The organism is Microcystis aeruginosa FD4, from assembly GCF_009792235.1.
Classification (GTDB): Bacteria; Cyanobacteriota; Cyanobacteriia; order Cyanobacteriales; family Microcystaceae; genus Microcystis; species Microcystis viridis.
Genome location: NZ_CP046973.1, coordinates 1,945,854 through 1,971,518 on the forward strand (window position 1 = coordinate 1,945,854; position 25,665 = coordinate 1,971,518).

A 25,665-nucleotide genomic window follows, 5' to 3' on the forward strand; every position below is an offset into this window, starting at 1 on the left:
AAGCATACACTTGTTCTCGTGTTGAAAAAGAATCGGGATAGGATAATAGTAGTCTCTAGGGTGGGGAAAAAGTTTTCAGCCAGTCATGACCTACGAACCTCTACATCATAAGTATCGTCCCCAAACCTTTGCCGATTTGGTGGGACAATCAGCGATCGCTACGACCCTGAGTAATGCCTTAATCAGTGAGCGAATCGCCCCTGCATACCTATTTACTGGACCCAGAGGCACAGGGAAAACTTCCTCGGCGCGAATTTTAGCCAAATCCCTTAACTGTCTGTCTAGTGACCATCCGACACCGATTCCCTGTGGTAAGTGTTCCGTCTGTCAAGCGATCGCCAATGGTTCCGCTTTAGACGTGATCGAAATTGATGCCGCTAGTAATACCGGTGTGGATAACATTCGGGAAATTATCGAGCGATCGCAATTTGCCCCCGTCCAATGTCGTTATAAAGTCTATGTCATCGATGAATGCCTGACTGGGGATAGCCTTGTTTTCACCGAAACGGGATTAATCCCCATTAATCATCCTGAGATTCTCGGAAAACGAGTTCTCAGTTACAACGAGAGCAGCGGAGAGTGGGAATATAAAAAAGTCCTGCGATGGCTAAACCGAGGCGTAAAAGCAACTTTAACCATTCAAACCAGAAATCGGACGATTAATTGCACTGGTAATCATTTGATTAGAACAGAAAAAGCATGGATACAAGCAAAAAATCTCAAAATCGGCGATCAGATCCTATCCCCTGTGAATGTGGCTGCGGGCAACTCATCTCTAAGTATGGAAGGGATGGACATAACCGACGTTTCGTTTCAGGGCATCAAAACTACGGCAATAGTAACGGAACAAGAGTCTATGACTTGGCCTCTATTTTGCAACAGGCTGAATCCATCAAGCCCTTTTGTCAGTGTGGCTGTGGGGAAAAACTGGAAATTCCCTTGTTTCTCCAACAAAAAGGCAGAGGGATCAAAAGTATTGAATCCTATTGGCAAAGACATCCTTACAAACAAGGACACGGTTTATGGGAAAAGCGAACCAAAAAATTACTGTTCCATCGAGAATCTTTGTCCTCAAACAGCCTCGGACTTATATACGGGACTTTACTCGGAGATGGAACTATCGATTACCCCAACCAAAACAGTCGATGGCCGAGAATACGCTGGAATCATGGCAGTAAACAACAAGAATGGCTTGAATACAAAGCCAGTCGTCTTCCAGAGTTACAAATTCAGTCACAAATCGTTGCCAACGGTGGATATGGAGAACTTTCAATCTATGCCCGCAGCGTTTGTCATCCCAGCCTTGGAGAAGTTTTCCAGATGGTCAGACCTCAAGGAGAACGAAAATTTGTTTCCCTCAATTGGCTGGAAAACATCACACCCGAAGGACTGGCTTGGTGGTATATGGATGACGGATCACTCAGTATCACCCCTCACGGAAGCCGTTCTATCCAATTACACACGGAAGGATATTCCCCCGCCGAAAATCAACTTATTGCCGATTGGCTCACTCAAAGAGGTTACGCTACAAAAAGCCTATCCTATACTCGACACAGTACGGGGAAGATCTATCATTACCTCAAAATGGGAGCATCGGCCACAGCCCGATGGATTGCCGATTTACAACCCTATGCAATCCCCTCAATGGCTTACAAATTTCGAGGAAGTGATAGGGATTCAAGAAGGTGACACAGAAAGCGTCTATGACCTAGAAGTGGAGGACAATCATAATTTTGTTGCCAATGGGTTATTAGTTCATAACTGCCATATGCTCAGTACGGCGGCCTTTAATGCTTTGCTGAAAACTCTGGAAGAACCGCCGGATCGAGTGATTTTTGTGCTTGCTACCACGGATCCTCAGCGTGTCTTGCCTACCATCATCTCCCGTTGTCAACGCTTTGATTATCGCCGTATTGCTCTCGATGCGATGGTGGCACACCTGCAAAAAATCGCCCAAATAGAAGCGATCGATATTAACCTAGAAGCATTAACCCTTGTGGCTCAGATCGCTAACGGTGGTTTACGCGATGCCGAAAGTCTCCTTGATCAATTAAGTTTACTCGCAGGAACGATTACGGCCGAGCGAGTCTGGGATTTAGTCGGTGCAGTCCCCGAAAGAGACCTTTTAACCCTACTTAAAGTCATTCATGGCAATATTCCCGATCAAGTTATCGAACAATGTCGCCATCTGATGAATCGCGGTAAGGAACCTTTAATCGTCTTGCAAAATCTAGCGGGATTCTATTTAAACCTACTTTTAGCTAAAACCGCCCCTAATCGTCCAGAAATGGTCGCTGTCACCGCTCCCACTTGGCAAGAATTGTGTACGGAAGCGCGTACTTGGTCTTTAGAGGAAATTCTCCGCGGTCAACAACTTCTTAAAGACAGCGAAACCCAACTAAAAAACACCACTCAACCCCGTCTCTGGTTAGAAGTCACCCTTTTAGGACTGTTACCCCAAGCACAGGTGATTCCTCTAGTTGCCACGGTAGCACCTTCCCGTCCCCAAACCAGCGCCGAGAGGCCCCCGGAAGTGATCACAGCACCGGCGCCGGTGAATGAACCGATCAAACCGGCGGTTATCACCCCGACAACTAGGGTCGAAGTGCCGAAAACTGAGGTTAAAACTGTTGCCAGTGATGACAATCATGAACAAATTTGGCAGCAGGTTTTAGAAGTAATGGAACCCCCCACTACTCGCACTCTCTTGCGTCAGCACGGTAGTCTTTTTAGTAGGTCAGAATCGAGTGCTTATGTAAGCATATCTTCGGAACAATTATTAAAAATGGCCCGGCTACGCTTGACTAATATTGAGTCAGCTTTCGAGGCTGTTTTTCAGCGCCGGATTAAAGTTCATTTACAGGTAGGTTCCGGTACTCCTGCCATGGCTGCGGAAGTTTCCCAATCCCCAGCGGCCAAGATGCCACCACCACCGGAAACCGCACCAATCCCACCAATAACCCCCGAAAATAAAGTTATGACCGTGGTGGATATTCCCCCGGTCAAAGAAGCAATTATCGAGAAAAAAGAAGCAAAGTTCACCGCGTCGGGAACACCAAAAACTCCTAGCACAGAACTGCCCGAAAAAATCTTAAATTTTGATTCATCTTTGGAGACATTGGATCAAGATGTCGATGTTAGCGAAATTTTGGCAGCCGCTCAAAAGTTAGCGAAATCTTTTGATGGTGAAGTGGTCAATATGGGTTATTCACTGCCAGAAAATTCGGCCGCAGAAACTAAAGTTAATAAGTCTCTGGAAAATATGACTATCGTGCGCGGGAGACCTGATGTTAACGAAATTTTAGATAGTTTGGAGGAGGACGAAGACCTGCCTTTTTAAAGCTATCTCAACGGCTTGTGCTAAACTAATAGGATATGCCACGTCTCAGGATTGGCTATTCTTGCTCAAATTCTAGCTACTAGACCTATGACACCCGAAACTAAGGCCAGAATCGATCAATTAGTCCAGAATAACAAAGTTATTGTGTTCATGAAGGGCAATAAATTAATGCCTCAGTGTGGTTTCTCGAATAACGTCATACAAATTCTCAATATTCTGGGGGTTTCCTACGAAACTGTCGATATTCTGCAAGATCAGGAGTTAAGACAAGGAGTTAAGGAGTATTCCGATTGGCCGACTATTCCCCAAGTCTATATCAACGGTGAATTTATTGGCGGTTCCGACATTATGATCGAACTCTATCAAAATGGGGAACTACAACAAATAGTCGAGGTAGCCTTAGCTTCCTAAAAATTTTCTAGGTTAGGATATCTAACCTAACCTAGTTTAAAGTTGTCCAACTAGCAATCTTGGTAGAGGTGATGATTGTGACAATTCGAGAAACTGCAATTTCTAAGCTACAGCAACTCCCCGAAGTCCTTGTTCAGGAAGTAAGCGACTTTATTGATCTTCTCGACCATAAATATCGAGTCAAAACCTTTGACACTCAGCCTGATGGAAAACTGATAGAAATGTGGTTACAATGGTTTGAAGGCGTAGATGGCTTAACTGTCAATTCACCGGAACCAATAAACGACTACCAACAACTCCTGCTCGAAAAATATCGGCAACAAGGACTAGAGCTATGATCCTGTGTGATGCAGGAGTCCTGCTTTGTTTGGTCGATCGCACCCAACCCCAACATAAAGCCTACAGAAATACGGTAATGCGTTTAGCAAAGCCTCTCGTCACAACTTGGTCATGCCTGACCGAATCCATGTACCTTGCGCTGCATCGGGGTGGTTGGCAAATGCAAAAACAACTGGGACAACTTCTTTTAGACAAACTGCTGGTGGTTTACAATATTCAGGAAAGTGATTTTAGTCGCTTGTTGGCTTTAATGGAACAATACTGTGATCGACCGATGGACTTGGCAGATGCAACCCTAGTTTTAGTAGCTGAAAAGACTGGGTATCGGCAAATTCTCACCCTCGATGCAGATTTCCTGTTTTATCGGATTCAAAACCAAGGCAGCTTTGATATTATTCAAGGGTAGTGATGGAAAATCTGCTTTCAACGGCCTATAACTCCACCGATAGAAAATGCTCCCCTTTAAAACTGTCCTTTGAATTGTTCTTTATCTTGTGCTATCAGGAAACTTTGTTGGGGAATACCGATGTGAATTCCCTTCTCCTCAAAAGCAATTTTTAGACGACGACGATACTCTCTTTCTATATCCCATTGTCGTAATCTTTTGACGACAATTCTGAGCATAATTTCCATTCCCATGTGAGAAACCCGACTAACACCAGCAACCTGCACGGGATTGATGATATCTTCTTGCCATTGTGGATCTACAGCCATATTTTCAGCGATGGCTGTCATTAAAGCGATCGCCACATCTGCCTCGGTGTCATAGGCGACTTCGATGGTAAAATTGACCCGCGCCCAATCTTTACTGAGGTTGTGTGCGCTAATAATTTGGTTATGGGCAATAGTGATTAAACGTCCATCGGCAGCCCGCAATTGAGTCGCTCGCAAACTCAGATTTTCCACCAAACCAATAAACTCCTGAAACTGGATCATATCACCAACAGTGTATTGGTCTTCAAAGACAATCAGAAAACCGTTAATCCAATCTTTTAAAAGATCCTGAAAGGCAAAGGTGAGCAATGCTCCCACTAAACCGGCTCCCGTGAGTAAAAAGGCGAAAGAAAGACCCATCCAAGCAAAAAAAATCAAAATTCCCAGAAAAATAGCAATAAATGTAATAATTTCTCGCCAAACTTTTAATAAAGTTGGAGCGCGCAGAATCCTCCTTTCCAAATTTTCGGAAAACACCGCTCCTTCCTCTACCCACTCCCGTAGCCGAAAATTAACGTAGAGATTAACCATATTGCTCACTGATGTCAGCAGCAACCAGATAATAAAAATCCGCAAAGGAATACGAATTATCCCCCGTCCTTCTAGCCTAGTTTCAGGAAATACATACAAAATCGCCGCTATTCCGCCAAACCAAAGCAGTATCAGTCCAATGAGAGCCAGTCTTTTCCAGAGAATATTTAATGTCAGTTGTCGCTGAATATCAGCCTGTTGACGGAAATTAGAGGAATGTTCTAGAGAGGCTAAAATCGGTTCTTGGGAGCGATCTTTTCTGGGGGGGGAATTTATGGCTAAATTCCGATCAGATTGACTTTTAGCCTGTTTTTTGAGGAGATTAAAGCGATTTCTTAAACGTTTCTGCCACCAAATTAATAAACAGCTTAAGCAAACCACCCCGAAAATAATTATAGGGGCAGTCATTACCTGTTGCCGGCGAGCGGCGGGCTGACGTTCTTGCCAAGCTTGGAGCAAAGCTGTTTGGATGATTTTAACCCATCGGTCTGCTAAATCGTCAACCGAAGAAGAATCGATCAGGGCATCAACTTCTGTTACTGTCAGAATTACCTGTTGCGGTAACTTCTGGTTATCCCTAGCCACAATCACGGTTAAATTATTGAGGGTCGCCGGACTTACTTGCAAGGTTGTCGGATCAAAACCCCCATTGATAATATTATTTAAACCTCTTTCAATGCGCCTAGCCCGTCTTTGTACTGGGGAGAGTTCCTGGGCCGCTTCCACCCTAGAAGCGGTAAAATCTTGGGAGGCAATCTGAAATAAGGCAAATCCATCTAAATACACGGAAGTATATTCTATATCCCCGGCTACAAAAATCCTTGTCCCCGTGGGAGATGCAAATGGAACCAGAAAATTTTGGCCTAGGGAGGGCAGGGAATTAAGAACAAACATACTAACCAAAAGGCAACCCACCAATCCTTGAAAGACCAGATTGAAAATTTTTCCTGGTTGCCGTCGTCCCATTGCCCAAATTTCCTTTTTGATTAACAATGATCTTTACTCGCTTTCTCAGCTTATAGCAGTTATCTTTATGGTGAGATACTAAGTTTTCCTTCCTCTCCCCTCTCCCTAACCCCCCACTGATAACTGATTACTGATTACTGAAATCCCCAACATTAGTTAACTTCTCATGTCCAATATACCCCCACAGTGGCGCGAGGAAATTACGTCTTTACCCGCTTGGTTACGGCGTTCGCTCGGCAAATCTAGCGAAATTTCCACGGTTCAGCGCATTATCAAACAAAGGAACATTCATACTATCTGCGAGGAAGGTCGCTGTCCCAATCGCGGCGAATGTTATGCCCAAGGTACGGCGACTTTTTTGTTGATGGGTCCCACTTGTACCAGGTCCTGTGCTTTTTGTCAAGTGGATAAGGGTCATGCACCCATGCCTCTCGATGTGGAGGAACCGCAAAAAGTGGCGGAAGCGGTGCAATTGTTAAATTTAAGTTACGTTGTCTTGACTTCTGTAGCCAGAGATGATATGGAAGACGGCGGAGCCAGTTGGTTTGTGCGGACGATGACAGCCATTCGCGAACTCAATCCCCACACTTTAATTGAGGTGTTAACCCCGGATTTTGCTGGAGGTAAGGGAAGTCAACAGGAACGGGTGGCGACGGTGGTAGGGGCAAAACCTGCCTGTTACAATCACAATATCGAGACGGTGCGCCGTTTGCAAGGGCCGGTTAGACGCGGGGCTAAATATGATCGCTCTTTGGCGGTTTTGCGTTATGTTAAGGAAATCGATCGGTCAATTCCGACGAAATCCGGCTTAATGGTCGGTCACGGTGAGACAAAAGAGGAAATTATCGAGACTTTGGCAGATTTACGGGCGATCGACTGCGATCGAGTTACTATTGGTCAATATATGCGTCCTTCTCTGGAACATTTGCTCGTACAGAAATATTGGACTCCCGCAGAATTTAGCGAGTTGGGAGAAATTGCCCAAAAAATGGGGTTTTCTCAGGTTAGATCCGGCCCCCTAGTCCGCAGTTCCTATCATGCGGGAGAGTAAATCAGTTATCAGTTATCAGTTATCAGTTATCAGTGATCAGTTATCAGTGATCAGTTATCAGTGATCAGTTATCAGTTATCAGTGATCAGTGATCAGTTATCAGTGATCAGTTATCAGTGATCAGTTATCAGTTATCAGTGATCAGATGTAAGTTTTAAGTTAATTAGTTAGTTCTACTAAATCTGGTTATTAAAGACTGATTATTTATTCCCCTTATGTAGCCTATATTCAACGGATTTAGTATTAGTTATCTTTATCTTTATCTTTATCTTTATACCTGTTTACTGATTACTGTTTACTGATTACTGTTTACTGATTACTGATTACTGTTTACTGATTACTGATTACTGTTTACTGATCCCTGATTAAGATGAATTTAGAAGCAATCATCCTAGAGGAAATTAAACAATCAGCAGCGGGTCGAATTAGCTTCGATCGCTGGATGGATTTAGCTCTCTATCACCCCGATTATGGCTATTACACCTCTGGAAAAGTAGAAATTGGCTCAAAAGGAGATTTTTTTACTTCCTCGTCCCTAGGGGCAGATTTTGGTCAATTGTTGGCGGAGCAATTTGTCGAGATGGCGGAATTTTTGGGCAATTCGCGAGGATTTACTTTAGTGGAAGTGGGAGCAGGTTCGGGAATTTTAGCGAAAGATATCCTGGATTATTTAAGTGATAGCTATGCTGATTTTTATCAAAATCTCAGTTATATAATTATCGAACAATCTCAGAAACTCAGGGAAAGACAACGGGCAACTTTAGCGGGATATTCCCCGGTATCTTGGCAAAGTTGGCTGGATTTAGCCGATAATTCCCTTGTGGGTTGTGTGTTTAGTAATGAGTTGATCGATGCTTTTCCTGTCCATCGAGTTGTGATCGAGTCGGGAGAATTACGAGAAATTTATCTGGGATTGGGGGAACCTTTTCAGGAGATTATCGGAGATTTATCCAGCGACAGAATCAAAGACTATTTTGATTTAGTGGGGATAAATATTCCCTCCCCACTTTATCGGGAGGGCTATCAAACCGAGGTAAACTTATTAGCTTTAGACTGGTTAGAAACGGTTAATCAGAAACTCGATCGAGGATATATCTTAACCATAGATTACGGTTACACTGCCGAAAAATATTATCATCCCCAAAGAAGTCAAGGAACCCTACAATGTTATCGACAACATCAGCGTCATGATCATCCTTATTTGTGGGTGGGAGAACAAGATATTACCACTCATGTGGATTTTACTGCTTTACAACGTCAAGGGGAAAAATTAGGCTTAAAAAATCTCGGTTTTACCCAGCAAGGATTATTTTTAATGGCTTTGGGATTAGGGGATAGATTAAATCAACTTTCTCAAGGAAAAATCGATATATTAACTATATTTCAGCGTCGAGATGCCTTACATCAATTAATCAATCCCACTGGTTTAGGAGGATTTGGCGTGTTAATTCAGGGGAAAGGAGTAGAGGAAAGAATACTTCAGGGATTAAATAGGGTTTGCTGAAAAAGTTTCTCGTGGGGGCAGGGTGTGGGGTGTAGGGTGTAGGGTGTAGGGTTTTACCAGTTTTCATCTGGTAAATTACCTAATTTTCAGGGAAAAAGTCCCGGAATTTTCCCCCTGATCACTCCCAGTCCGGTACTTTTTGATTGACAAAAGGTCTAAAAGTCTTACCCAACAAGGTTTTTAGATTTATTCAGCAAACCCTAAATAAAAAAATAGGGCTGAATGCTGTTAAATTTCAGCCCCAAAAATAATTAAGCTCCTACAGATTCTTTAGCGGCATACATTACCTCTAAAGTTATTTCACCAATACCTCGCTCCCGGGCGAATTTTTCGGTATTTCGTTTGACTTTCCCCCGCACAAAACCGGGGATTTTCTGCAATTCTACCGTAGCTTCCTTATTCCAATTTAGGTCAGAATCTGCCGAAATACCTTTAGTAATTACCTCTTTTGTATCATGACCACCAAATATCTCTAATAGGTGATCTTCCATCCCCAAAGTAAAGGAATTATAGACCAAATCGGCGATCTGATTAGTGCCTTCGTAACCTAAGAAAGGTTTATAACCGAGGGGGAAATTTTGGATATGAATAGGTGCGGCAATTACTCCACAGGGAATATCTAATCGTTTGCCGACGTGACGTTCCATTTGAGTACCAAATATCGCCGCTGGTTCTAATCGAGCAATAGCATCTCCGATCGCCCCATTATCATCACTAATTAACACTTCATCGCAATATTCACTCACTTGTTCCCGGAACCAATCGGCATCATACTTACAATAAGTCCCCGCTAAAACCACATGGATTCCCATCTCCCTGGCGAGAATTTTTGTCATAGCGGCTGCGTGGGTATTATCACCAAAAACCACCGCTTTTTTCCCCGTTAAATTCTGACAGTCGATGGAACGAGAAAACCAAGCAGCTTGGGAGATATGCAGAGTTTGTTCATTGATAAAATCTTCGTAATCTACTGCCGCACCTTGGCCATTAATTACCTCTTGAATTTGGCGAATACAGCGCGCCGTTTCCACTACTCCCATGGGGGTAATATCAACGTAGGGCATGGCGAATTCACTTTCGAGATATTTGGCTGTCATTAATCCCACTTCTCGATAGGGAACGAGATTAAACCAAGCGCGGGGCAGATTTTTTAAGTTTTCTACGGAGGCAGCTTCGGGGATAATTTCGTTAACTTCAATGTCCAAATCTGCCATTAACCGCTTTAATTCTGTACGATCATGTTGGTTATGGAAGCCGAGGGTGGTAATACCAATAATATTAACCGAAGGTTTAGGGGTTTTCTGGGAGATAATTTCCCCTTTTCTCTGGGCCTTATCGAGATAATATTTGATAATTTGATAGAGGGTTTTATCGGCCGCTTGTAGTTCATTATAGCGATAGTGGTTAACATCGGCCAGCAGCACATCTCCTTGGGCATCCTGTCGCGCTCTTTCGACAAAGTTTTGTAAATCCTCTTGGAGAATGCTGGAGGTACAGGTGGGGGTTAAAACGATTAAATCGGGACTTTCTTCGCGATCTTTGCGAACAATATTATCGACGACTTTTTCTTGGGAACCCCGGGCTAAAACATTACGATCGACAATACTAGCAGTGACGGGGGTGAAATTACGCTCCCTTTCCAACATCGAGCGCATGACGTTAAAATAATCGTCTCCCAGAGGAGCGTGCATGATAGCATGAACATTTTTAAAGGAACTGGCGATCCTTAAAGTGCCAATATGAGCGGGACCCGCGTACATCCAATAGGCCAATTTCATAGAGGTTTCTCCTACAGTCAGACTTTTTTGATTGTCTCAGACTTTACCGATTTAGGAGTGAACACTTAACGGAAGATTACAAAAAGTCCCCATGCAGATTAAGTATCTTTTTGGGGAAAAATGACACAAATATTAATATAATTTTTTTTTAACAATTTATGTCATTAGGGCAAAAATTTCTTTACCGACCGCTTGGTAACAAAGCCAACCGAAATTAGACCGGGGGTCGGGATAATCTTTGACGATGACTGCTTTTTCGGCCGCTCGTTCAAAAGCAACTAAACGGGGAATTTCTCGCTTAAATAGGGGTAATTTTGCTTCTTCTAGAGCTTTCCGCGCTTCTCTTCCTGTTTTCGTCCGTGAATCCACTTGGGTTAAAAGAACTCGATAATTATCGGTCATCGTGGACAGCAATTCTACCGCTTTAATCGTGACATCAATATCGAGATGATTGGGAGTGGTGGGTAGGATTAATAAATCGCTGCCCTGAGCTAAATCTTTTAACTCGTCCGGCTCCGGCCGGGCCTGGGTATCGACGATAATATGAGTGTATTGTTTCACCAGTCCCGTCGCTCCAGCTTGGGACGCTACCATAAAAGGAAGGGTATCTTCCCGGGACCAATGGAGAGCCGAACGATTTTTATCCGCATCAATCAATAAGGTGGGCGCTTTTTCCTGAAAATAGGCGGCCAAATGAATCGATGTGGTGGTTTTCCCGACCCCTCCCTTCAGTGCTACGACGGAAATAATCATGAACGGCTCGATCGAATAAGTGAGTATTTTCTAGTGTAATCCCAGACGGACTGAAAACCGTCTAAGTTTCCGTTTAGAAAGGCTATCAGTCAGGATTCTAGATTTTTGAGCGTGGCTGTCTCGACCTTATGGTGTAAAGTGTCCCTTGATGTTAGATTTTGGGCTGATACCCTCCCTTAGATAACGATAACTTTTGCCGCTTTAAAGCACACATCTATTATCTTGGCGAATATCCCAACTACCGTCAACATGGAATAAAAATAAACAGCGTTTGTCGGGTGTGCCAGCAGCAACTAAAGTAATTCTGCCTAACTGTCCCCAAGAACCTCCTAAACCCCCCCTTGTATCGGCCCAACTAGAGCGATAAATTGTACCTTGATTACCCGCCGGTCCACTAACTCGGCGTAGGCTAGAATTGTCAGTGTCGATGCTAACACCGCGAGTGATGGGAGTCCAGTCGGTGACATTTTCACATTCGTCCCCTTGCACTTTTGCAACTTTAATCTGTTGGGTTTCATTTTCTGCCATGCACAAAGATAGGGGATGAGAACCTTCTCCCGTGGCTTGATAACGGGTATTTTTCCAATGTTGTGATATTTCAAAGGTGGCGATATTTAAGCGAATCCAAGCCATTAAACGCTGATAAAAAGGAATGGCCATGGTTAAGAGAATTCCTAATAAAATTAGGGTAACTAACATCTCGACTTGAGTTAAGCCAGAGGTGGATTTTTGCCGATTAAAAAGCTGTAAATTGCGAAAAAAATGGGGAGAAAGGTCGAAGATATTCATGAGCCTCATCTTGCCTTTTTATTTTCAATAAATTATGGGATTAGAAAGGAGCAAAAATTAATTTGCGCTAGGATAATCCACATAATTTCTTGCTGTTATTACGGACAAAATTGACTGCGATCGCTATTTTTCCTGATATGGGCAAAAATGAGCTAAATAAAAGCAATTTTCTGATTTTTTGCTCAATTTAGTTTATTTGCTCTGTTTATATAGCAAAATGTCCCACTAACGAATAAATCCCAATTGTCGTCTGGCCTCAAATAATCCGATCGCCACACTAACGGAAAGATTTAAACTTCTCACCCCCGGTTCAGCCATGGGAATATAAACTGTATCATCACATTGATTTAATAAATCTGCCGGAATACCGTCGGTTTCACTGCCAAAAAGTAGCCAATCTCCGCTTTGATAGCTGTATTCCACATAACTACTGCTGCCGCGCACGCTAAACCCGATCGCCCGTCCCCCGCTCTTTTGTTGATAATCACAAAAGTCATCAATTGTCAAGTGGTACATAAGTTTTACATAAGGCCAATAATCTAAGCCGGCGCGCTTCAGATAGCGATCGCTAATTTCAAAACCCAAGGGACCGACTAAATGCAATTCTGTCTTCGTCGCGGCGCAAGTACGGGCAATATTCCCCGTATTTGGCGGAATTTGCGGATTGATTAAAACCACTCTTAAAATCGCTTCAGTCATCAGTTATCAGTCATCAGTTCACTGTTCACGGCAAAAAACTCCCCACCTCTCAATTCATAATTGATAATTTAAATTTATAATTCCCACTTCCCATCTCCCTTGGGTGAGGACTAACTATACTGCATTCTGCCCCACCCTAGTCAAACTTATTTTAAATTGGCATAACTGTCCATACTCAACGGGACTAAATCGCCATAGATAGTCAAACCTAATAACATTGTTTCATTAGCGGGGATTAGCTTGCCCGTAAGAGCGCAAATCTCATTTTTTCTAGCTGTAGCGTTAAATACTGCTCTTATATCGACGGCACAAAACTGAGGTCGATAATCTCCTGATTTCTGCTGAACGAAATTCCATAAGACATCGCGAATCAGTGCTTGATAACCTTGATTGCCAGAAATCTCTTTCAGCTTGTCTTTGAGGACTCTTTCCAGACGAATGCTAGTGACTTCCATCTCGGTGGTGGTGGTGCGTGTAATTGTCCGCATAATTTTTTTCTCCCAAATACTAAATAAATTAGTGTTACAAGTGTAGTATAAGAAAGATACCTTTAACAAGCACAACCGGCGAAACCATCACCTCTGCTGCTCTTTTATTGTTACCTCTAGGGGGAAACCGCATCTAGTCAGAATCCTAATTTTAGTGCTAAAAAAATATTGCTTATAGCCTATTTATTAAGAAAAATTTTAGGTGTAATACTAAATCTGTTTTTAATCCTGTGATTAACTGCCGATTCTAACTTTAAAAACCCAGTTATGGATTGTTTCCCCCTATCCCCTATCCCCCATCCCCCATCCCCCATCCCTTCTCTCCTATACTTTTTAAACAGGATTTAGTATAATGCGTCCTTGTAATCTCTTATTTTTAGGAAAAAAATCAAGCTCTCGTTAAGGAACGTATATTCAATTAGTAAAACTTATTACATAAAGTACAAGAGAGCAATTTATTCTCCTTATTTACGTTATTATTCGTCAAGTAAACCGTCTTTAATTTCCCTTCTGATCTCATCTAAGTATTTTGAAGCTTGCTCATAATCTCTCTGATTAATATCGGCAATTTCTGACTCTTCTGCTAATTTAAAATTTGAGGTAGTCTTTAAATCGTTTATTTCTAACCCTTCTGCTAATTGAAAATTTGAGGTAGTCTTTAAATCGATAATTTTAGGGATAGGCAGTTTGATAGGAATAGCTTTTGGATAGCTAAAATAGGTAACAAAATCAAAGTAGCCTAGTTTTTCATCAATTACTATCCATTCTTGATCGATTAAATCGATTAACTGCATTTTTGGTTCTTTGACATCAAAAGCATATAGAAAAGCTGCGGCATAAAAACCAGCATGGTAAAAGAAGTTATCTGTATTATTAGAACTACTGAAAGAGGTGGTTAGTGTAAAAGATCTTTGTCCAGTGCAAATACGATCAGAAAAAATGTCATCAGTTGAGCTTTTTAACAATTGCTCAAACTGATAGGTTTCTTGCTGATTAAGTGCGGGGGGTATTTCATAGTTATAAAAACAAGTCAAAGAAAATATATTATCTTTGCCAGAAAACTCCAGTCCAGATTTGTGTCGAGTGAAACGGATAGTTTTCTTTTTTTCTAAATCGCTTCTAGAATCTGATATGTAGTCGTAAAAGCATCGATAACTAAATTCACCGTCTTTACCCTGATAATTAATTTTTCGGAGACGAATAGCATTGATTAATTTAATCCAGTCAGACTTGAGCATAAACAGTAATCCCATTGATCAAATAATTAACTGTTATTATAGCAATTATCTTAAGGGTGAGATAGGAAGTTTTGGTTTTGGGGAGTCGGTCGTTCATACCAAATTAGGTTATACTTCATCTTGATAAGAAACGCTGTAATATACCCAACCCCCTAGAAAAAATTGTTATTGTTCCTCAGATTGACAATAGTTCTAATTGTCTCCCCTGTAGTTCTTGAAACTTGATATTTTCTTGAGAATCTCTGGATAAATCTAAAGCTTTAATCACCTCTTTTGCCACCGCTTCCACCACGGGAATAGCCACAGAATTACCGAACTGTTTATAAGCTTGGACATCGCTGACAACAATCCGAAAACTATCAGGAAACCCCTGTAATCTTGCCCATTCTCTAGGAGTCATTCGACGGACAAATAATTTATTTACCTCTCCCTTAATGCGAGTAACGGGAGTAAAATTATTCAGTCTTTTATCGATAACTAAATTTCTTTCTTTTCCCATACCTCCCACCACAATAGCATTAGCGATACCATCGGGAGAAATAATCTCATACCCAAAACCATTACCTTTATCTTGATGTCTAGCTTTGTGTTTAAATAAAGTTTCTAAATACTGATTAGAGAGATAATATTTAACGCTGACTTCCTTTTCTTCTAGGATATCTTCGAGACAAGTTTCTTGCTGGGTTGGTTGGGGATAGGAAAAATGGTAAATATTTAAATCCTCTCGAAAACCGACAATAAAAATTCGGGGACGATTTTGAGGAACCCCAAAATATCTGGCATTTAAAATCTGGGGACTAGGGACAAAATAATGCAAATCCTTTTCTAATATATCTAAAATAGTTTTTAAAGTTCTACCTCGATCATGATGGACTAATCCCTGGACATTTTCTAAGATAAAAGCTTTCGGTTTCTTTTCGTGTAAGATCCGGGCAACTTCAAAAAATAAGGTTCCGCGTGCATCTTCAAAACCGTGTTTTCTGCCAGCGATACTAAACGCTTGACAGGGAAAACCGCCGCACAGTATATCATGATCGGGGACAGTTTTTGCCTCTAATTTTCTGATGTCTTGATTATCGGGTAAATGACCATAGTTAGCCAAGTAAACCTTTTGGGAGTGAGGATCGATTTCCGAGGAAAAAACGCATTGACAACCGAGATTTTCTAGGGCGATTCTAAATCCTCCTATACCGGCAAATAAATCAATAAAAGTCCACATATTTTCTCTATTCTAAGCTTCCGTTTTGATCCCAGAGACGATATTAAACCGGCTATCTTAGATTTTAGTATAAATGCTCGCATCTTTTTCCTCGCCAAAAAAAATCAGGAGCAGAATTTCTACTCCTGATAACCTATTAACCTTAGACTTGCCAATTTATTGGAGGATACTGGCAACCTTGGCGCTTACATCTGGTTGAGTTTCAGCGTAGATATTTTGACGAGCAGCGGCGATTTCTGTGTAAGCTTGACGCACTTCCGAGTTAACTGCCACCGTTTTCACATCGTAGATACGGGTAGCCAGTTGGGGATAGAAACCGATAGCGACAATCAAAGCGAGGAAAGAGACAGCGATAAAGATTTCTCTGGGTTTAGCGTCAATATATTCTGATTCGTGAGGGAGAGCACAGCTAGTACCGAAACAAACTGCTTGTTCGTTGCTTTTGTTGGGGAGAATGTTAGTAATATCGCAGGAAGAACCATCTCCGTAGAAAACTTGACGAAGCATGGAGAGTAGATAAATCGGGGTGAGGATTAAACCAACGGAAGCGAGGAAGACAGTCACAACCCGGAAGGTTTGGCTATAAACGTCACTGCTAGTGACACCGATGAATACAGTAATTTCGCTGGCAAAACCGCTCATTCCGGGTAACGCTAGGGAAGCCATGGCCCCGGCAGTAAAGAGAGCGAAAACTTTCGGCATCGCTTGGGCAATCCCACCCATCTCGTTTAAAGCTAAGGTATGGGTGCGGTCGTAGGTGACACCAGCAAGGAAGAACAAGACGGCGGCAATTAAACCATGGGAGAGCATTTGTAACATAGCACCGCTAATACCCACATCGGTAAAGGAAGCAATCCCTAAAAGGACGAATCCCATGTGTGAAACCGAGGAATAAGCGAGACGGCGTTTCATGTTTTGTTGACCGAAGGAAGCGAAAGCACCGTAGATAATATTGACGACACCGAGAATCGCTAGAATCGGAGCAAAGTATATATGTGCATCGGGTAGAAGCCCCATATTAAGGCGGATTAAACCATAACCACCCATTTTGAGGAGAACACCAGCGAGAATCATCGATACAGGTGCAGAAGCTTCACCGTGAGCATCGGGGAGCCAAGTATGGAGGGGGAAGATGGCGAGTTTGACCCCGAAAGCGATTAATAAACCAGCGTAAAGGACTAATTCTAAAGCGAGGGGATAATCTTTAAATCCTAATTCCGCCATATCAAAGGTCATCGCACCACCACCGTAAAGGGCCATGGCTAGACCGGCAACGAGGATGAAGATAGAAGCGGCGGCGGTGTATAGTAAGAATTTAGTGGCGGCATAACGACGTTTTTGACCACCCCAGATGGAAACGAGTAGATAAACGGGAATTAACTCGATTTCCCACATTAAGAAGAATAATAATAAGTCTTGGGCGACGAAAACACCAATCTGAGCGGCGTAGAGCAACAGCATCAGGAAGTAGAATAAACGGGGTTTGCGGTCCACTTGCCACGCGGCCAAGATAGAAAGGGTTGTCACCAATCCTGCTAATAAAACTAACGGTGCCGAGATACCATCCACCGACACCGCCCAACTTAAACCAATTTGGGGAACCCAATCGATTTTTTCCACTAATTGTAGGTTGGGGTTGCTTAAATCATATTTTTGTAAAAAGACGTAGCACATTAATATAAAGTCTGCTAGTCCGACTCCAAGAGCGAACCAACGAACAGTTTTTCCTTCCTTGTCGGGGATTACAGGGATTAGGAAAGAGGCAAGCAGGGGGAGCAAAATGATGGCAGTGAGCCAGGGGAAGTTAGCCGTTAGCATGGCGGTAAGAAAAAATACCTATTTGGTTATGTGTTCATTCTAGGCGACTTTGTAAAATTTTGTTAATATTTTTTACCAAGTTCTACTATAGATTTTCTTCAATGATCCCCGCATTGTGATTGATCAGCCCAAATAAGCTTGTTTGACGCGCTCATCCTTGAGTAAATCCCCAGCTTCTCCTGCGATAGTCAAGCGACCAGCTTCCAAAACATAGCCTCGATTGGCAGTTTCTAGAGCCAAATTGGCATTTTGTTCCACTAACAGGATAGTTACTCCCGATTCGTTTAATTGACGGATAATACTGAAGATTTCCCGCACTATCTGCGGCGCTAGTCCTAAACTGGGTTCGTCTAGTAACAATAACTTGGGACGACTCATTAAAGCTCTGGCGATCGCCAGCATCTGTTGTTCCCCACCGCTTAGGGTTCCCGCTAACTGCTCTCGGCGCTCCGATAGTCGGGGAAACAGTTGCCACTGCTCTTCCATATCACTTTTTACTCCTCGGCGATCGCTTCTCGTATAGGCCCCTAACTGCAAATTTGTCAACACTGTTTGACGAGCTAAGATTCTTCTCCCTTCCGGACTATGGGCAATTCCCCGTTTAACGATTTCATGGGGCGGTAAATGGGTAATATCTTGACCCTGATAGATTATTCGCCCCGTCTTTGCCGTTAAAAGCCGAGATATCGTCTTTAGAGTCGTCGTTTTTCCTGCTCCGTTCGCTCCAATCAGGGTGACAATTTCCCCCGTTTCTACCCTTAAACTAACCTGCTCTAATGCCTTTATTCCGCCATAATTAACCGATAAATCGCTAATTTCTAACATAAACCCAGTCAAATCCCAATAGGATCACTATAGCAGTGATCAGTTACCAGTGATCAGTGATCAGTTATCAGTGATCAGCTACCAGTTACCAGTTATCAGTTATCGGTGATCAGATGTGAGTTTTTAGTCAGTCCCGATGAAAAAATTTTCACCCCCACAGATGAAAGAGGTTTCCTTCCCTACACCCCACACCCCACACCCTACACCCTCTTTCAAGTCAGGGATAAGGAAGAAGTTCGAGCATTTGTACTAAAATTTCCAAGACGCAGATTAACAGTGCTGTCTTTTCACTGCTTACTGTTTACTGATCACTGATCACTGATTATCTGCCTAAAACTTCCAAGACCACTGGGGCAACTCCCGATTGGAAGACACCGATAATCGCTGCCGCACCTCTGGAGAGGTCGATGACGCGACCACCGCTAAACGGACCGCGATCGTTAATTCGCACCACCACCGAGCGCCCATTACGCAGATTAGTTACCCTAACCTTGGTGCCGAAAGGTAGATAGCGATGGGCGGCAGTTAAACCACTAGAGTTAAAAGTCTCACCACTAGCGGTGCGACGACCGTGGAAACCGGAACCATACCAAGAGGCCATTCCCTTTTTACGGGGGCGACTGCTGGTTTTTACCGCTTGGCTTGTTTTCGGCTTCTCTGGCGGTGTCACTGAGGCAGGATTGCTGGCCGGGGCCGGCTTGACTTGATTGGGTTGTGATTGGGGTTGTATCGTCGAAGGAATGGCCTCTTGGGTCCGGGGTGTAACGCTTGCAGGGACGGTATTTTCTTTGTCCACTAGGGACTCCAAAGTCTTTAGAATTTCGTTAGCATTATCTTGAACAGAACGTGATAATTTAATATCCGAATCAGCTGTTCGACTATTAGAAAAAGCGGACAGAACGGTTTGAGTAGTTGACTCGATAACAGTTTGACGACCTACGCTAATATCCGTCAGGCTGTTGCTGTGTCCTGCTGTCTGGGAACAAATTATCGAGGCTGTAGTCCCCACTACGGTAAGGGCAGTTACAGCTTGTAGTTTGTTGATCAGTTGTTTATTCATAGACTTTCTTATTGTGCGTTAGCAAGTTCCCAATGCAAAGCAAAAAGGAACTTGCTAACATTCCTTTGTGCTTGCAGAGCTAACTTGGTTGCGTTCTGTTCAACCCTATCACGGAAAATCGGTTGGTCATTACGAGAATTTATATCGTTATCGGGCAAGAGAATCAAAAATTTAAATAAAGGGTTGACTTGCGCTAAAAACCAAGTTAAGATGGTAAGTTTTGAATTTTTTGTGTCCTAGAGGGGGTCAAGGTTAGGAAAACTTGGGGAATTAGTCAAATTTCGAGAGGGAATAATGCTAGTATTGACAAGGCTTTCAAGGATTATCAGCCTCCCTCGATTTCCCTCTATAAATGCAGATAATAGTTAATAAAACTGTTATCTTCGCTACAAAAAAACAGATTTTTAATATCAATGTTAAATCGGACTAAGGATCAGAGATTAAAAATTATAATAGGGGCTTGACAAGGAACTAAAAATAAGCTGTTATTAGCCAAACTTAACAACGCAATCAGAAATGTTAATACAGGCTAATACTAAATCCTGTTTAAAAGGGATAGGGAAGTGGGGAAGTGGGGAAGTGGGGAGTATTTTCAGTAAACAGTAAAAAGTAATCAGTGAACTGAAACTCGCATCTGATCACTGAATACTCACTCCTAACCCCACGAAAAGCTTTTTCGGCAAACCCTGGCGTTGCATAATAGAGATAGGAATCTTCTTTTGTGGGATTTTTAAAAACTAGACTCAAACTAACTTTTGGATACGAGGCCCAGTTGCCATTCATCCCTTGATTCAGCAACGCCTAATTTTTTTATCAGAGATTATCGACACAAACAGAAGCATAAATCGTAGGGTGTGAAGTGCGAAAACGTAACGCACCAATTTAATAATAAGGGACTTGCGTGGGAATAATATCCCAGCTTTGAAAATCGCTCTGTAGAAGAATCAGACCAGCCCTATGGCACATTATCAAAGCGCAAGTCCCTTATTGGAAGGGGGCTGTCAAAGGCTCTCCCCCTACTTAGGGTCTGCTGAATAAATCTAAAAACCTTGTTGGATAGGACTTTTAGACTTTTTTACCCTCAAAAAGTGCCAGCCATTGCGGGGATCGGGGGGAAAATTCAGGGACTTTTTCTCTGAAAATTAGGTAATTGACCAGATGAAAATTGGTAAAACCCTACACCCTACACCCCACACCCCACACCCTACCCCCACGAGAAACTTTTTGCCGCATACCCTACTTAGGGTGATCAGCAAACCCCCTCCGCGCGGAGGGCGCAGGTTCCAGGCGCCCCGACAGTAACGGATTTTGTCCACAATGTAGGGGCGAACTGCGTTCGCCCAAAAGGTACATTATCAAAGCGCAAGTCCCTAAATTTGCTGCGTGGGGTGCGGACTGTTAATTTTGGTTTTTTGTCAGAATTAGTAACCGCAAACACGCACCCTACAAGATTAGGTGATCGCACTAATCTTGGTAATGATAACGACAGGAAATAACTGTTAGATAATCATCATCGACAACATAGACAAGACGATTAGCTTCGTCAATGCGACGAGACCAAAAACCTGACAAATTCTCTCTCAAGGGTTCAGGTTTACCGATTCCTTCAAAAGGATTGGCTAGAGTATCTTGGATCAGCAGATTGATTCTTTTCAGGGTTTTCTTATCCTGAGATTGCCAATAAAGATAATCTTTCCATGCTTTACTACCCCAAGCTAACTTACGCATCAATTAAATCATGTTCTTGTATTTTACCTGCTTTATATTCTGCGATCGCTTCTTCTAAATGTTGAGCATTAGCTGGAGATCTTAAGAGATAAACCGTTTCCATTAGACTGTCATAATAACTTTTAGACATGATGACAAAATCTTCTGCATCTCTCCTGACAATAACGGTACAGTTTTTGTCATTGGCTACTGTATCTATTACAGATTTAAAGTTTTTTCGTGCTTCGCTAAAGTTGACAATGTTGACGCTCATCAGAGTTGTACATAGTTAACTACAAGCATTATTATAGTCTGTCCCAAGGAAAAAATCTAAATCCCAGGGAAAACTATCCCAAGAAGGCTCCACGCACCAATTTAATGACAAAGTTGGTGCGTGGGGCGCGGATTGTTAATTTTGGTTTTTTGTCAGAATTAGTAGCCGCAAACACGCACCCTACAAGATTAGCAGATTAGCGATATCGTGTGGATACTATCTAAGTTTACCAACTTTAATCGTTTTTCGTCTATCATTCCGACAAATGAAGAGAACGATTTAAAATATCCTCAATACCGTAGGGACAAACGGGGGGAAACTCTAATCCCGTCTCTCTAAAGGCATCGGAACAAGCAACAGCATAGAGTTTAAATAGGCTTTCATCGGTTAAATATCGCTTTAAAACTGGGGCTATCGTCCAAATAAAGCCTAATATTAGCTCTTTCTCGTTGAATAGTCCCCAGCCAACTGTGCGATCGCCGTTGAGGTTGATAGTCCCACTTTAATAAATGATGCAAAATTAATCTGAGACTAGCGAGTAAGCGATCGCGCTCCCGTTTCGACAAATCCCGTACCTCTTCGACTAAATTCTCAATATCTAACTCGGAAAACCGACCAGAGGCTAATAAATCGGCCATTTGTTCGGCCCAAAGTCCAAAGTCTTGCTCATAGGATGCCGTCATCGATTTATCTCCTTCTAAGCTCAATTAACATTATATTGAACCTCTTGCATAATTAATTTTTGATGGTTCAAAAACGGCAAAAATAAGGATTAAATGGCATAAAATCTGTAAATAGACCATTTAATTGATTATTATTCATTGATGGCCGAGAAACCGGTGTCTTTTCAGCGATCGCCGACCAATTAACGGGTTTTGCGTCTTCGGATGACATTATTAGAATAACGAGAAGGTTTTGGCCGGGGTTCTTTTCCCCCTCCCAATTCGCGACTAACTTGCTGAAAAATATCCCGTCGCAGCAGAGGATATTCCCCTATCCACTGGTCGAGTTGGGGAAGATGGACATCAGAAAGCTGATTGATATCCCCTAAATCGGCATCTCGAGACATTAACAAAGCTTCGGCCACCATCCCGGGACGGATCGATTTATGAATGCGTTTGAGGGGAGCGCGAACGATCGCCGAGAAGCCAGTTTGATCACCGATTTCTAGATTAATACAGCGTTGGCGATTTTCGATAATCTCTAATTCCCCGCGTTTATTGACCCTTTCTTCTTCCCCGATTAATTCCTCGGTTACAAAAGCATCGAAAACGCGACCGCGCCAAAACCCCCCGTAGGGAAGACGACGATAGGTATTATTGCGAACACTGGCCCAATAAACCGGACCCCAGAGCCAATATAAACCGGCGATAATGTCGAAAATTAGTTTAATCGTTAAACCACCGGGGCCGAATAAATTACCGATTAACCAAGCTGCGGTGAGAGCGATGACAGAAATGAATAAACGGCGCAGAAAATCAGACCATTTACCCCAATAGTGAGCATACTGGGGACCTGTGGCGATAATCGGGACAATTTGCTCGATCGATTGACGGGTAAGGGGAACCAACATTATCAGTTATCGATTATCAGTTATCAGTTATAGTGTGCCTAATTGATTCGTGAATGGGTAGGCTCTAGAAGAGGACGTTTACCTTTCATTTAGGTGCGCTATATCAGTTATGACAGCATTTCTCATAACTAGATGAAGTGTAACCTAATTTGGTATCGACTACCGATTTCCCAAAAGGAAAACTTTGTACCTCACCACTAAGATAAATGCTATAGTTTTGGGTAATTGTCTATATGTTGGTCGCCATTCATACTATCGCTAAAAGCGCGGGACTTCTGGCGAAATTTCAGTTAAAAATTAAATCCCTCAAGAAGTCCAATGAAACAATCTATAATAAAATCAATGCTGTTTTGTTCCCAAAGACTGCCACCATGACTTCTTCCCCAGTTAAATCCTTAAATTCTCAGACTGTAACCACTCGACATTTACCCCCGTTAGAAAATGGGGATCGCTTAATTCGTCCCGAATTCGAGCGCCGTTATCAAGCTATGCCAGGATTAAAAAAAGCCGAACTTATCGAAGGAGTTGTGTATATGGCATCCCCATTACGGTTTAAATTTCATGCTGAACCCCATGGAGGTTTAATCACTTGGTTGGGAGTTTATCAAGCTGCTACACCCCAAGTACAAATGGGTATTGAGCCAACCGTTCGCTTGGATATCGACAACGAATTACAGCCAGATGGGGTGTTATTAATTAGCCAAGAAAGCGGGGGAAAATCAACCCTAAGTGTAGAGGGATACCTAGAAGGAGCACCGGAATTAGTCGTAGAAATTGCCGCTAGTAGTGCCGCCATAGATTTAGGTGATAAAAAACGTGCTTATCGACGCAGTGGCATTCAAGAATACCTTGTTTGGCAGGTATTTGATCAAAAAATTGATTGGTTTAGTTTACAAGATGGCGATTATATTTCTTTGTTACCCAACCAAGAAGGGGTGATTTGCTCTCTAGTATTTCCTGGTTTGTGGTTAGATATTTCAGCCATGCTCAACGGCAATATGTCACGGGTGTTAGACAGCTTAAAGGCTGGAATTAACTCGGCAGAGCATCAAGAATTTATCCAAAAGTTAATCCCAGCGCAGTCGGGGGAAGCCAAATGAAACCTCCAGCTATTCTCATTTTAGGAGAAACCAGTATCCCCGTTGCTCGTCAAGTGCAAATGGCCTTCCCAGAAGCAGTGGTTTATGGGTTAATAGATCGTACCCATTCGGCGGATTTTACCTATACTAATTTTGGCGAAACGGTGCGAGAATTTTTCCAGATGGGAACGCCAATTATTGGCATTTGTGCGGCGGGTATTTTAATTCGCACTTTAGCACCTTTATTAACTAATAAATGGCAAGAACCGCCTGTATTAGCAATTGCGGAAGATGGCAGCGCTGTAGTGCCTTTGTTGGGGGGTTTACAAGGGGTTAATGATCTCGCTCGTCAAATTGCCTCGGTTTGGCAAATTTCCCCCGCAATTACCACCACTGGTGATATTAGATTTAAAACGACTTTATTATCGCCACCACCGGGTTATCAGTTAGTTAATCCCGATGATGCTAAGAAGTTTCTGTCCGATTTATTGGCGGGTGAAAAAGTAAAATTAATTGGTGAAGCGGAATGGTTAAAAAATAGTAATTTACCGATTTCATCAGCAGCAAAACTGAGCATTGAGATTATCGATAAAAATAACTTAAACTTGGCAAAACCTAGCAGTGCCTGTTTAGTTTATCTCTGTGAGGAAAGCCAGCCAATTAAGGAAAAATCAGGTTTACTACCAGGGGATTTGGCCCAGGAAAGTCAAGGTAAATTAGCCATAGTCGGGACCGGACCGGGTGCGCTAAATTGGATGTCGCCGGAAGTTCGAGAAGTGTTAGAAAAAGCCACGGATTGGGTGGGTTATAAAACCTATTTGGATTTGGTAGAATCCCTGGGAAAACCAGAAATTGTCCGCCATGAATCGGATAATCGGGTGGAACTCGATCGCGCGGAAATGGCCCTAGATTTAGCGGCTAAGGGGCGATCAGTTGTCTTAGTTTCCTCCGGAGATCCTGGCATTTATGCCATGGCTGCAGCCGTGTTTGAGGTATTAGAAAAAAAAGCAAAACCGGAATGGCAGCAGATTGCCATTCAGGTCTGTCCGGGTATTTCGGCCATGCAAGCGGCAGCGGCGAGGGTTGGCGCACCTTTAGGCCATGATTTTTGTGCGATTTCCCTATCGGATCTTCTCAAATCTTGGCAGGTGATTTCTCAGCGCATTGAGTTAGCAGCCCGAGCCGATTTAGCGATCGCATTTTATAATCCTGTGTCTCAAGAGCGCACTTGGCAATTGGAGAAGGCAAAAGAGATTTTATTACAATGGCGATCGCCGCAAACTCCCGTGGTACTAGCGCGTAATTTAGGGCGAAAAGGGGAAACAGTGACAGTGAAATTCCTAGAGGATATGACTATTAAAGATGCGGATATGCGGACCATAATTTTGATTGGATCGAGTAAAACTCGCCTGATTGAGCAAGGTAAAACCAAGCAATGGGTTTATACTCCACGTCACTATTAAGTAGGGTAGCAAAAAAAGAATTAGATTCGGAGAATGAATCAGCCCT

The 25,665-nt window shown here is 42.7% G+C and carries 23 protein-coding genes and 1 pseudogene; 8 read left to right on the plus strand and 16 right to left on the minus strand.

Annotated elements, in window-relative coordinates; translation table 11 throughout:
- The first annotated feature begins 85 nt into the window (after positions 1 to 85).
- The 4 genes from dnaX to GQR42_RS10050 all read left to right on the plus strand — a co-directional run bounded on the left by dnaX (position 86) and on the right by GQR42_RS10050 (position 4,496).
- Complete coding sequence (gene dnaX / locus GQR42_RS10035; RefSeq protein WP_158199861.1) at positions 86 to 3,340, plus strand: DNA polymerase III subunit gamma/tau; 3,255 nt, start codon at positions 86 to 88, stop codon at positions 3,338 to 3,340.
- Between the two features lie 87 nt (positions 3,341 to 3,427).
- Positions 3,428 to 3,751, plus strand: coding sequence for a Grx4 family monothiol glutaredoxin (gene grxD, locus GQR42_RS10040; RefSeq protein ID WP_158199862.1), 324 nt, complete (start codon positions 3,428 to 3,430; stop codon positions 3,749 to 3,751).
- 71 nt (positions 3,752 to 3,822) lie between these two features.
- Positions 3,823 to 4,089, plus strand: a complete 267-nt coding sequence (locus GQR42_RS10045) for a DUF2281 domain-containing protein (protein ID WP_002775724.1) — start codon at positions 3,823 to 3,825, stop codon at positions 4,087 to 4,089.
- Positions 4,086 to 4,496 (plus strand): type II toxin-antitoxin system VapC family toxin, encoded by a 411-nt coding sequence (locus GQR42_RS10050; protein ID WP_158199863.1) that lies wholly within the window; start codon positions 4,086 to 4,088, stop codon positions 4,494 to 4,496. Before GQR42_RS10045 ends, GQR42_RS10050 begins: the two co-directional genes overlap by 4 nt.
- 56 nt (positions 4,497 to 4,552) lie before the next feature.
- Here GQR42_RS10050 and GQR42_RS10055 read toward each other — a convergent pair whose 3' ends face one another.
- Positions 4,553 to 6,301: a mechanosensitive ion channel family protein gene (locus GQR42_RS10055; RefSeq protein WP_158202440.1), complete on the minus strand. Its 1,749-nt coding sequence runs from the start codon at positions 6,299 to 6,301 to the stop codon at positions 4,553 to 4,555.
- Between the two features lie 166 nt (positions 6,302 to 6,467).
- On the opposite strand from GQR42_RS10055, the gene lipA reads away from it, so the two are divergent.
- Both lipA and GQR42_RS10065 read left to right on the plus strand, forming a co-directional pair.
- Positions 6,468 to 7,352, plus strand: coding sequence for a lipoyl synthase (gene lipA / locus GQR42_RS10060; protein ID WP_072926462.1), 885 nt, complete (start codon positions 6,468 to 6,470; stop codon positions 7,350 to 7,352).
- 370 nt (positions 7,353 to 7,722) lie between these two features.
- Positions 7,723 to 8,856, plus strand: a complete 1,134-nt coding sequence (locus tag GQR42_RS10065; protein ID WP_158199864.1) for a class I SAM-dependent methyltransferase — start codon at positions 7,723 to 7,725, stop codon at positions 8,854 to 8,856.
- 251 nt (positions 8,857 to 9,107) lie between these two features.
- Here GQR42_RS10065 and bchB read toward each other — a convergent pair whose 3' ends face one another.
- From bchB to GQR42_RS10140, 15 genes and pseudogenes are all read right to left on the minus strand, one after another.
- Positions 9,108 to 10,634 carry a ferredoxin:protochlorophyllide reductase (ATP-dependent) subunit B gene (gene bchB, locus GQR42_RS10070; RefSeq protein WP_158199865.1) on the minus strand — a complete coding sequence of 509 codons (1,527 nt, stop codon included), beginning with the start codon at positions 10,632 to 10,634 and terminating at the stop codon, positions 9,108 to 9,110.
- Positions 10,635 to 10,790: 156 nt separating this feature from the next.
- A complete protein-coding gene (locus GQR42_RS10075) occupies positions 10,791 to 11,387 on the minus strand; it encodes a ParA family protein (protein WP_158199866.1) in 597 nt (198 codons plus the stop codon).
- 201 nt (positions 11,388 to 11,588) lie between these two features.
- Positions 11,589 to 12,176: a prepilin-type cleavage/methylation domain-containing protein gene (locus GQR42_RS10080; protein WP_158199867.1), complete on the minus strand. Its 588-nt coding sequence runs from the start codon at positions 12,174 to 12,176 to the stop codon at positions 11,589 to 11,591.
- A gap of 225 nt (positions 12,177 to 12,401) precedes the next feature.
- On the minus strand, positions 12,402 to 12,875 hold the full coding sequence (locus GQR42_RS10085; protein ID WP_158199868.1) for a tRNA (cytidine(34)-2'-O)-methyltransferase: 474 nt from the start codon (positions 12,873 to 12,875) through the stop codon (positions 12,402 to 12,404).
- Between the two features lie 146 nt (positions 12,876 to 13,021).
- Entirely contained in the window at positions 13,022 to 13,363 is a 342-nt protein-coding gene (locus GQR42_RS10090) for a hypothetical protein (protein WP_158199869.1), read from the minus strand.
- A gap of 476 nt (positions 13,364 to 13,839) precedes the next feature.
- On the minus strand, positions 13,840 to 14,601 hold the full coding sequence (locus tag GQR42_RS10095) for a hypothetical protein (protein WP_158199870.1): 762 nt from the start codon (positions 14,599 to 14,601) through the stop codon (positions 13,840 to 13,842).
- A 175-nt stretch (positions 14,602 to 14,776) separates the two neighbouring features.
- A complete protein-coding gene (locus GQR42_RS10100) occupies positions 14,777 to 15,820 on the minus strand; it encodes a DNA cytosine methyltransferase (RefSeq protein WP_158199871.1) in 1,044 nt (347 codons plus the stop codon).
- 156 nt (positions 15,821 to 15,976) lie between these two features.
- The gene (locus GQR42_RS10105; protein ID WP_158199872.1) at positions 15,977 to 17,638 is read right to left on the minus strand and encodes an NAD(P)H-quinone oxidoreductase subunit 4; all 1,662 of its coding nucleotides are present in this window, start codon (positions 17,636 to 17,638) and stop codon (positions 15,977 to 15,979) included.
- Positions 17,639 to 17,761: 123 nt separating this feature from the next.
- A complete protein-coding gene (locus GQR42_RS10110) occupies positions 17,762 to 18,463 on the minus strand; it encodes an ABC transporter ATP-binding protein (protein ID WP_158199873.1) in 702 nt (233 codons plus the stop codon).
- Between the two features lie 322 nt (positions 18,464 to 18,785).
- A complete protein-coding gene (locus tag GQR42_RS10115; protein WP_158199874.1) occupies positions 18,786 to 19,523 on the minus strand; it encodes a septal ring lytic transglycosylase RlpA family protein in 738 nt (245 codons plus the stop codon).
- A 1,464-nt stretch (positions 19,524 to 20,987) separates the two neighbouring features.
- Positions 20,988 to 21,251, minus strand: coding sequence for a Txe/YoeB family addiction module toxin (locus GQR42_RS10120; RefSeq protein WP_158199875.1), 264 nt, complete (start codon positions 21,249 to 21,251; stop codon positions 20,988 to 20,990).
- Entirely contained in the window at positions 21,244 to 21,504 is a 261-nt protein-coding gene (locus GQR42_RS10125; protein ID WP_158199876.1) for a type II toxin-antitoxin system Phd/YefM family antitoxin, read from the minus strand. Before GQR42_RS10125 ends, GQR42_RS10120 begins: the two co-directional genes overlap by 8 nt.
- A 253-nt stretch (positions 21,505 to 21,757) precedes the next feature.
- Positions 21,758 to 22,187: pseudogene (locus GQR42_RS10130) on the minus strand (DUF29 domain-containing protein).
- A gap of 67 nt (positions 22,188 to 22,254) precedes the next feature.
- Complete coding sequence (locus tag GQR42_RS10135; protein ID WP_158199877.1) at positions 22,255 to 22,398, minus strand: hypothetical protein; 144 nt, start codon at positions 22,396 to 22,398, stop codon at positions 22,255 to 22,257.
- Entirely contained in the window at positions 22,370 to 23,077 is a 708-nt protein-coding gene (locus GQR42_RS10140) for a phosphate ABC transporter permease (protein ID WP_158199878.1), read from the minus strand. Before GQR42_RS10140 ends, GQR42_RS10135 begins: the two co-directional genes overlap by 29 nt.
- A gap of 233 nt (positions 23,078 to 23,310) precedes the next feature.
- Here GQR42_RS10140 and GQR42_RS10145 point away from each other — a divergent pair, with 233 nt between their 5' ends.
- Both GQR42_RS10145 and cobJ read left to right on the plus strand, forming a co-directional pair.
- Positions 23,311 to 24,177 carry a Uma2 family endonuclease gene (locus tag GQR42_RS10145; RefSeq protein WP_158199879.1) on the plus strand — a complete coding sequence of 289 codons (867 nt, stop codon included), beginning with the start codon at positions 23,311 to 23,313 and terminating at the stop codon, positions 24,175 to 24,177.
- A complete protein-coding gene (cobJ, locus tag GQR42_RS10150; protein WP_158199880.1) occupies positions 24,174 to 25,619 on the plus strand; it encodes a precorrin-3B C(17)-methyltransferase in 1,446 nt (481 codons plus the stop codon). The genes GQR42_RS10145 and cobJ overlap by 4 nt, the downstream gene beginning before the upstream one ends.
- Positions 25,620 to 25,665: the final 46 nt, after the last annotated feature.

Bases quoted from the DNA above. Each gene is read 5' to 3' on its own strand.
- dnaX (WP_158199861.1), top strand. From the start codon at position 86: ATGACCTACGAACCTCTACATCATAAGTATCGTCCCCAAACCTTTGCC.
- grxD (WP_158199862.1), top strand. From the start codon at position 3,428: ATGACACCCGAAACTAAGGCCAGAATCGATCAATTAGTCCAGAATAAC.
- GQR42_RS10045 (WP_002775724.1), top strand. From the start codon at position 3,823: ATGATTGTGACAATTCGAGAAACTGCAATTTCTAAGCTACAGCAACTC.
- GQR42_RS10050 (WP_158199863.1), top strand. From the start codon at position 4,086: ATGATCCTGTGTGATGCAGGAGTCCTGCTTTGTTTGGTCGATCGCACC.
- GQR42_RS10055 (WP_158202440.1), bottom strand. From the start codon at position 6,301: ATGGGACGACGGCAACCAGGAAAAATTTTCAATCTGGTCTTTCAAGGA.
- lipA (WP_072926462.1), top strand. From the start codon at position 6,468: ATGTCCAATATACCCCCACAGTGGCGCGAGGAAATTACGTCTTTACCC.
- GQR42_RS10065 (WP_158199864.1), top strand. From the start codon at position 7,723: ATGAATTTAGAAGCAATCATCCTAGAGGAAATTAAACAATCAGCAGCG.
- bchB (WP_158199865.1), bottom strand. From the start codon at position 10,634: ATGAAATTGGCCTATTGGATGTACGCGGGTCCCGCTCATATTGGCACT.
- GQR42_RS10075 (WP_158199866.1), bottom strand. From the start codon at position 11,387: ATGATTATTTCCGTCGTAGCACTGAAGGGAGGGGTCGGGAAAACCACC.
- GQR42_RS10080 (WP_158199867.1), bottom strand. From the start codon at position 12,176: ATGAATATCTTCGACCTTTCTCCCCATTTTTTTCGCAATTTACAGCTT.
- GQR42_RS10085 (WP_158199868.1), bottom strand. From the start codon at position 12,875: ATGACTGAAGCGATTTTAAGAGTGGTTTTAATCAATCCGCAAATTCCG.
- GQR42_RS10090 (WP_158199869.1), bottom strand. From the start codon at position 13,363: ATGCGGACAATTACACGCACCACCACCACCGAGATGGAAGTCACTAGC.
- GQR42_RS10095 (WP_158199870.1), bottom strand. From the start codon at position 14,601: ATGCTCAAGTCTGACTGGATTAAATTAATCAATGCTATTCGTCTCCGA.
- GQR42_RS10100 (WP_158199871.1), bottom strand. From the start codon at position 15,820: ATGTGGACTTTTATTGATTTATTTGCCGGTATAGGAGGATTTAGAATC.
- GQR42_RS10105 (WP_158199872.1), bottom strand. From the start codon at position 17,638: ATGCTAACGGCTAACTTCCCCTGGCTCACTGCCATCATTTTGCTCCCC.
- GQR42_RS10110 (WP_158199873.1), bottom strand. From the start codon at position 18,463: ATGTTAGAAATTAGCGATTTATCGGTTAATTATGGCGGAATAAAGGCA.
- GQR42_RS10115 (WP_158199874.1), bottom strand. From the start codon at position 19,523: ATGAATAAACAACTGATCAACAAACTACAAGCTGTAACTGCCCTTACC.
- GQR42_RS10120 (WP_158199875.1), bottom strand. From the start codon at position 21,251: ATGCGTAAGTTAGCTTGGGGTAGTAAAGCATGGAAAGATTATCTTTAT.
- GQR42_RS10125 (WP_158199876.1), bottom strand. From the start codon at position 21,504: ATGAGCGTCAACATTGTCAACTTTAGCGAAGCACGAAAAAACTTTAAA.
- GQR42_RS10135 (WP_158199877.1), bottom strand. From the start codon at position 22,398: ATGTCATCCGAAGACGCAAAACCCGTTAATTGGTCGGCGATCGCTGAA.
- GQR42_RS10140 (WP_158199878.1), bottom strand. From the start codon at position 23,077: ATGTTGGTTCCCCTTACCCGTCAATCGATCGAGCAAATTGTCCCGATT.
- GQR42_RS10145 (WP_158199879.1), top strand. From the start codon at position 23,311: ATGTTGGTCGCCATTCATACTATCGCTAAAAGCGCGGGACTTCTGGCG.
- cobJ (WP_158199880.1), top strand. From the start codon at position 24,174: ATGAAACCTCCAGCTATTCTCATTTTAGGAGAAACCAGTATCCCCGTT.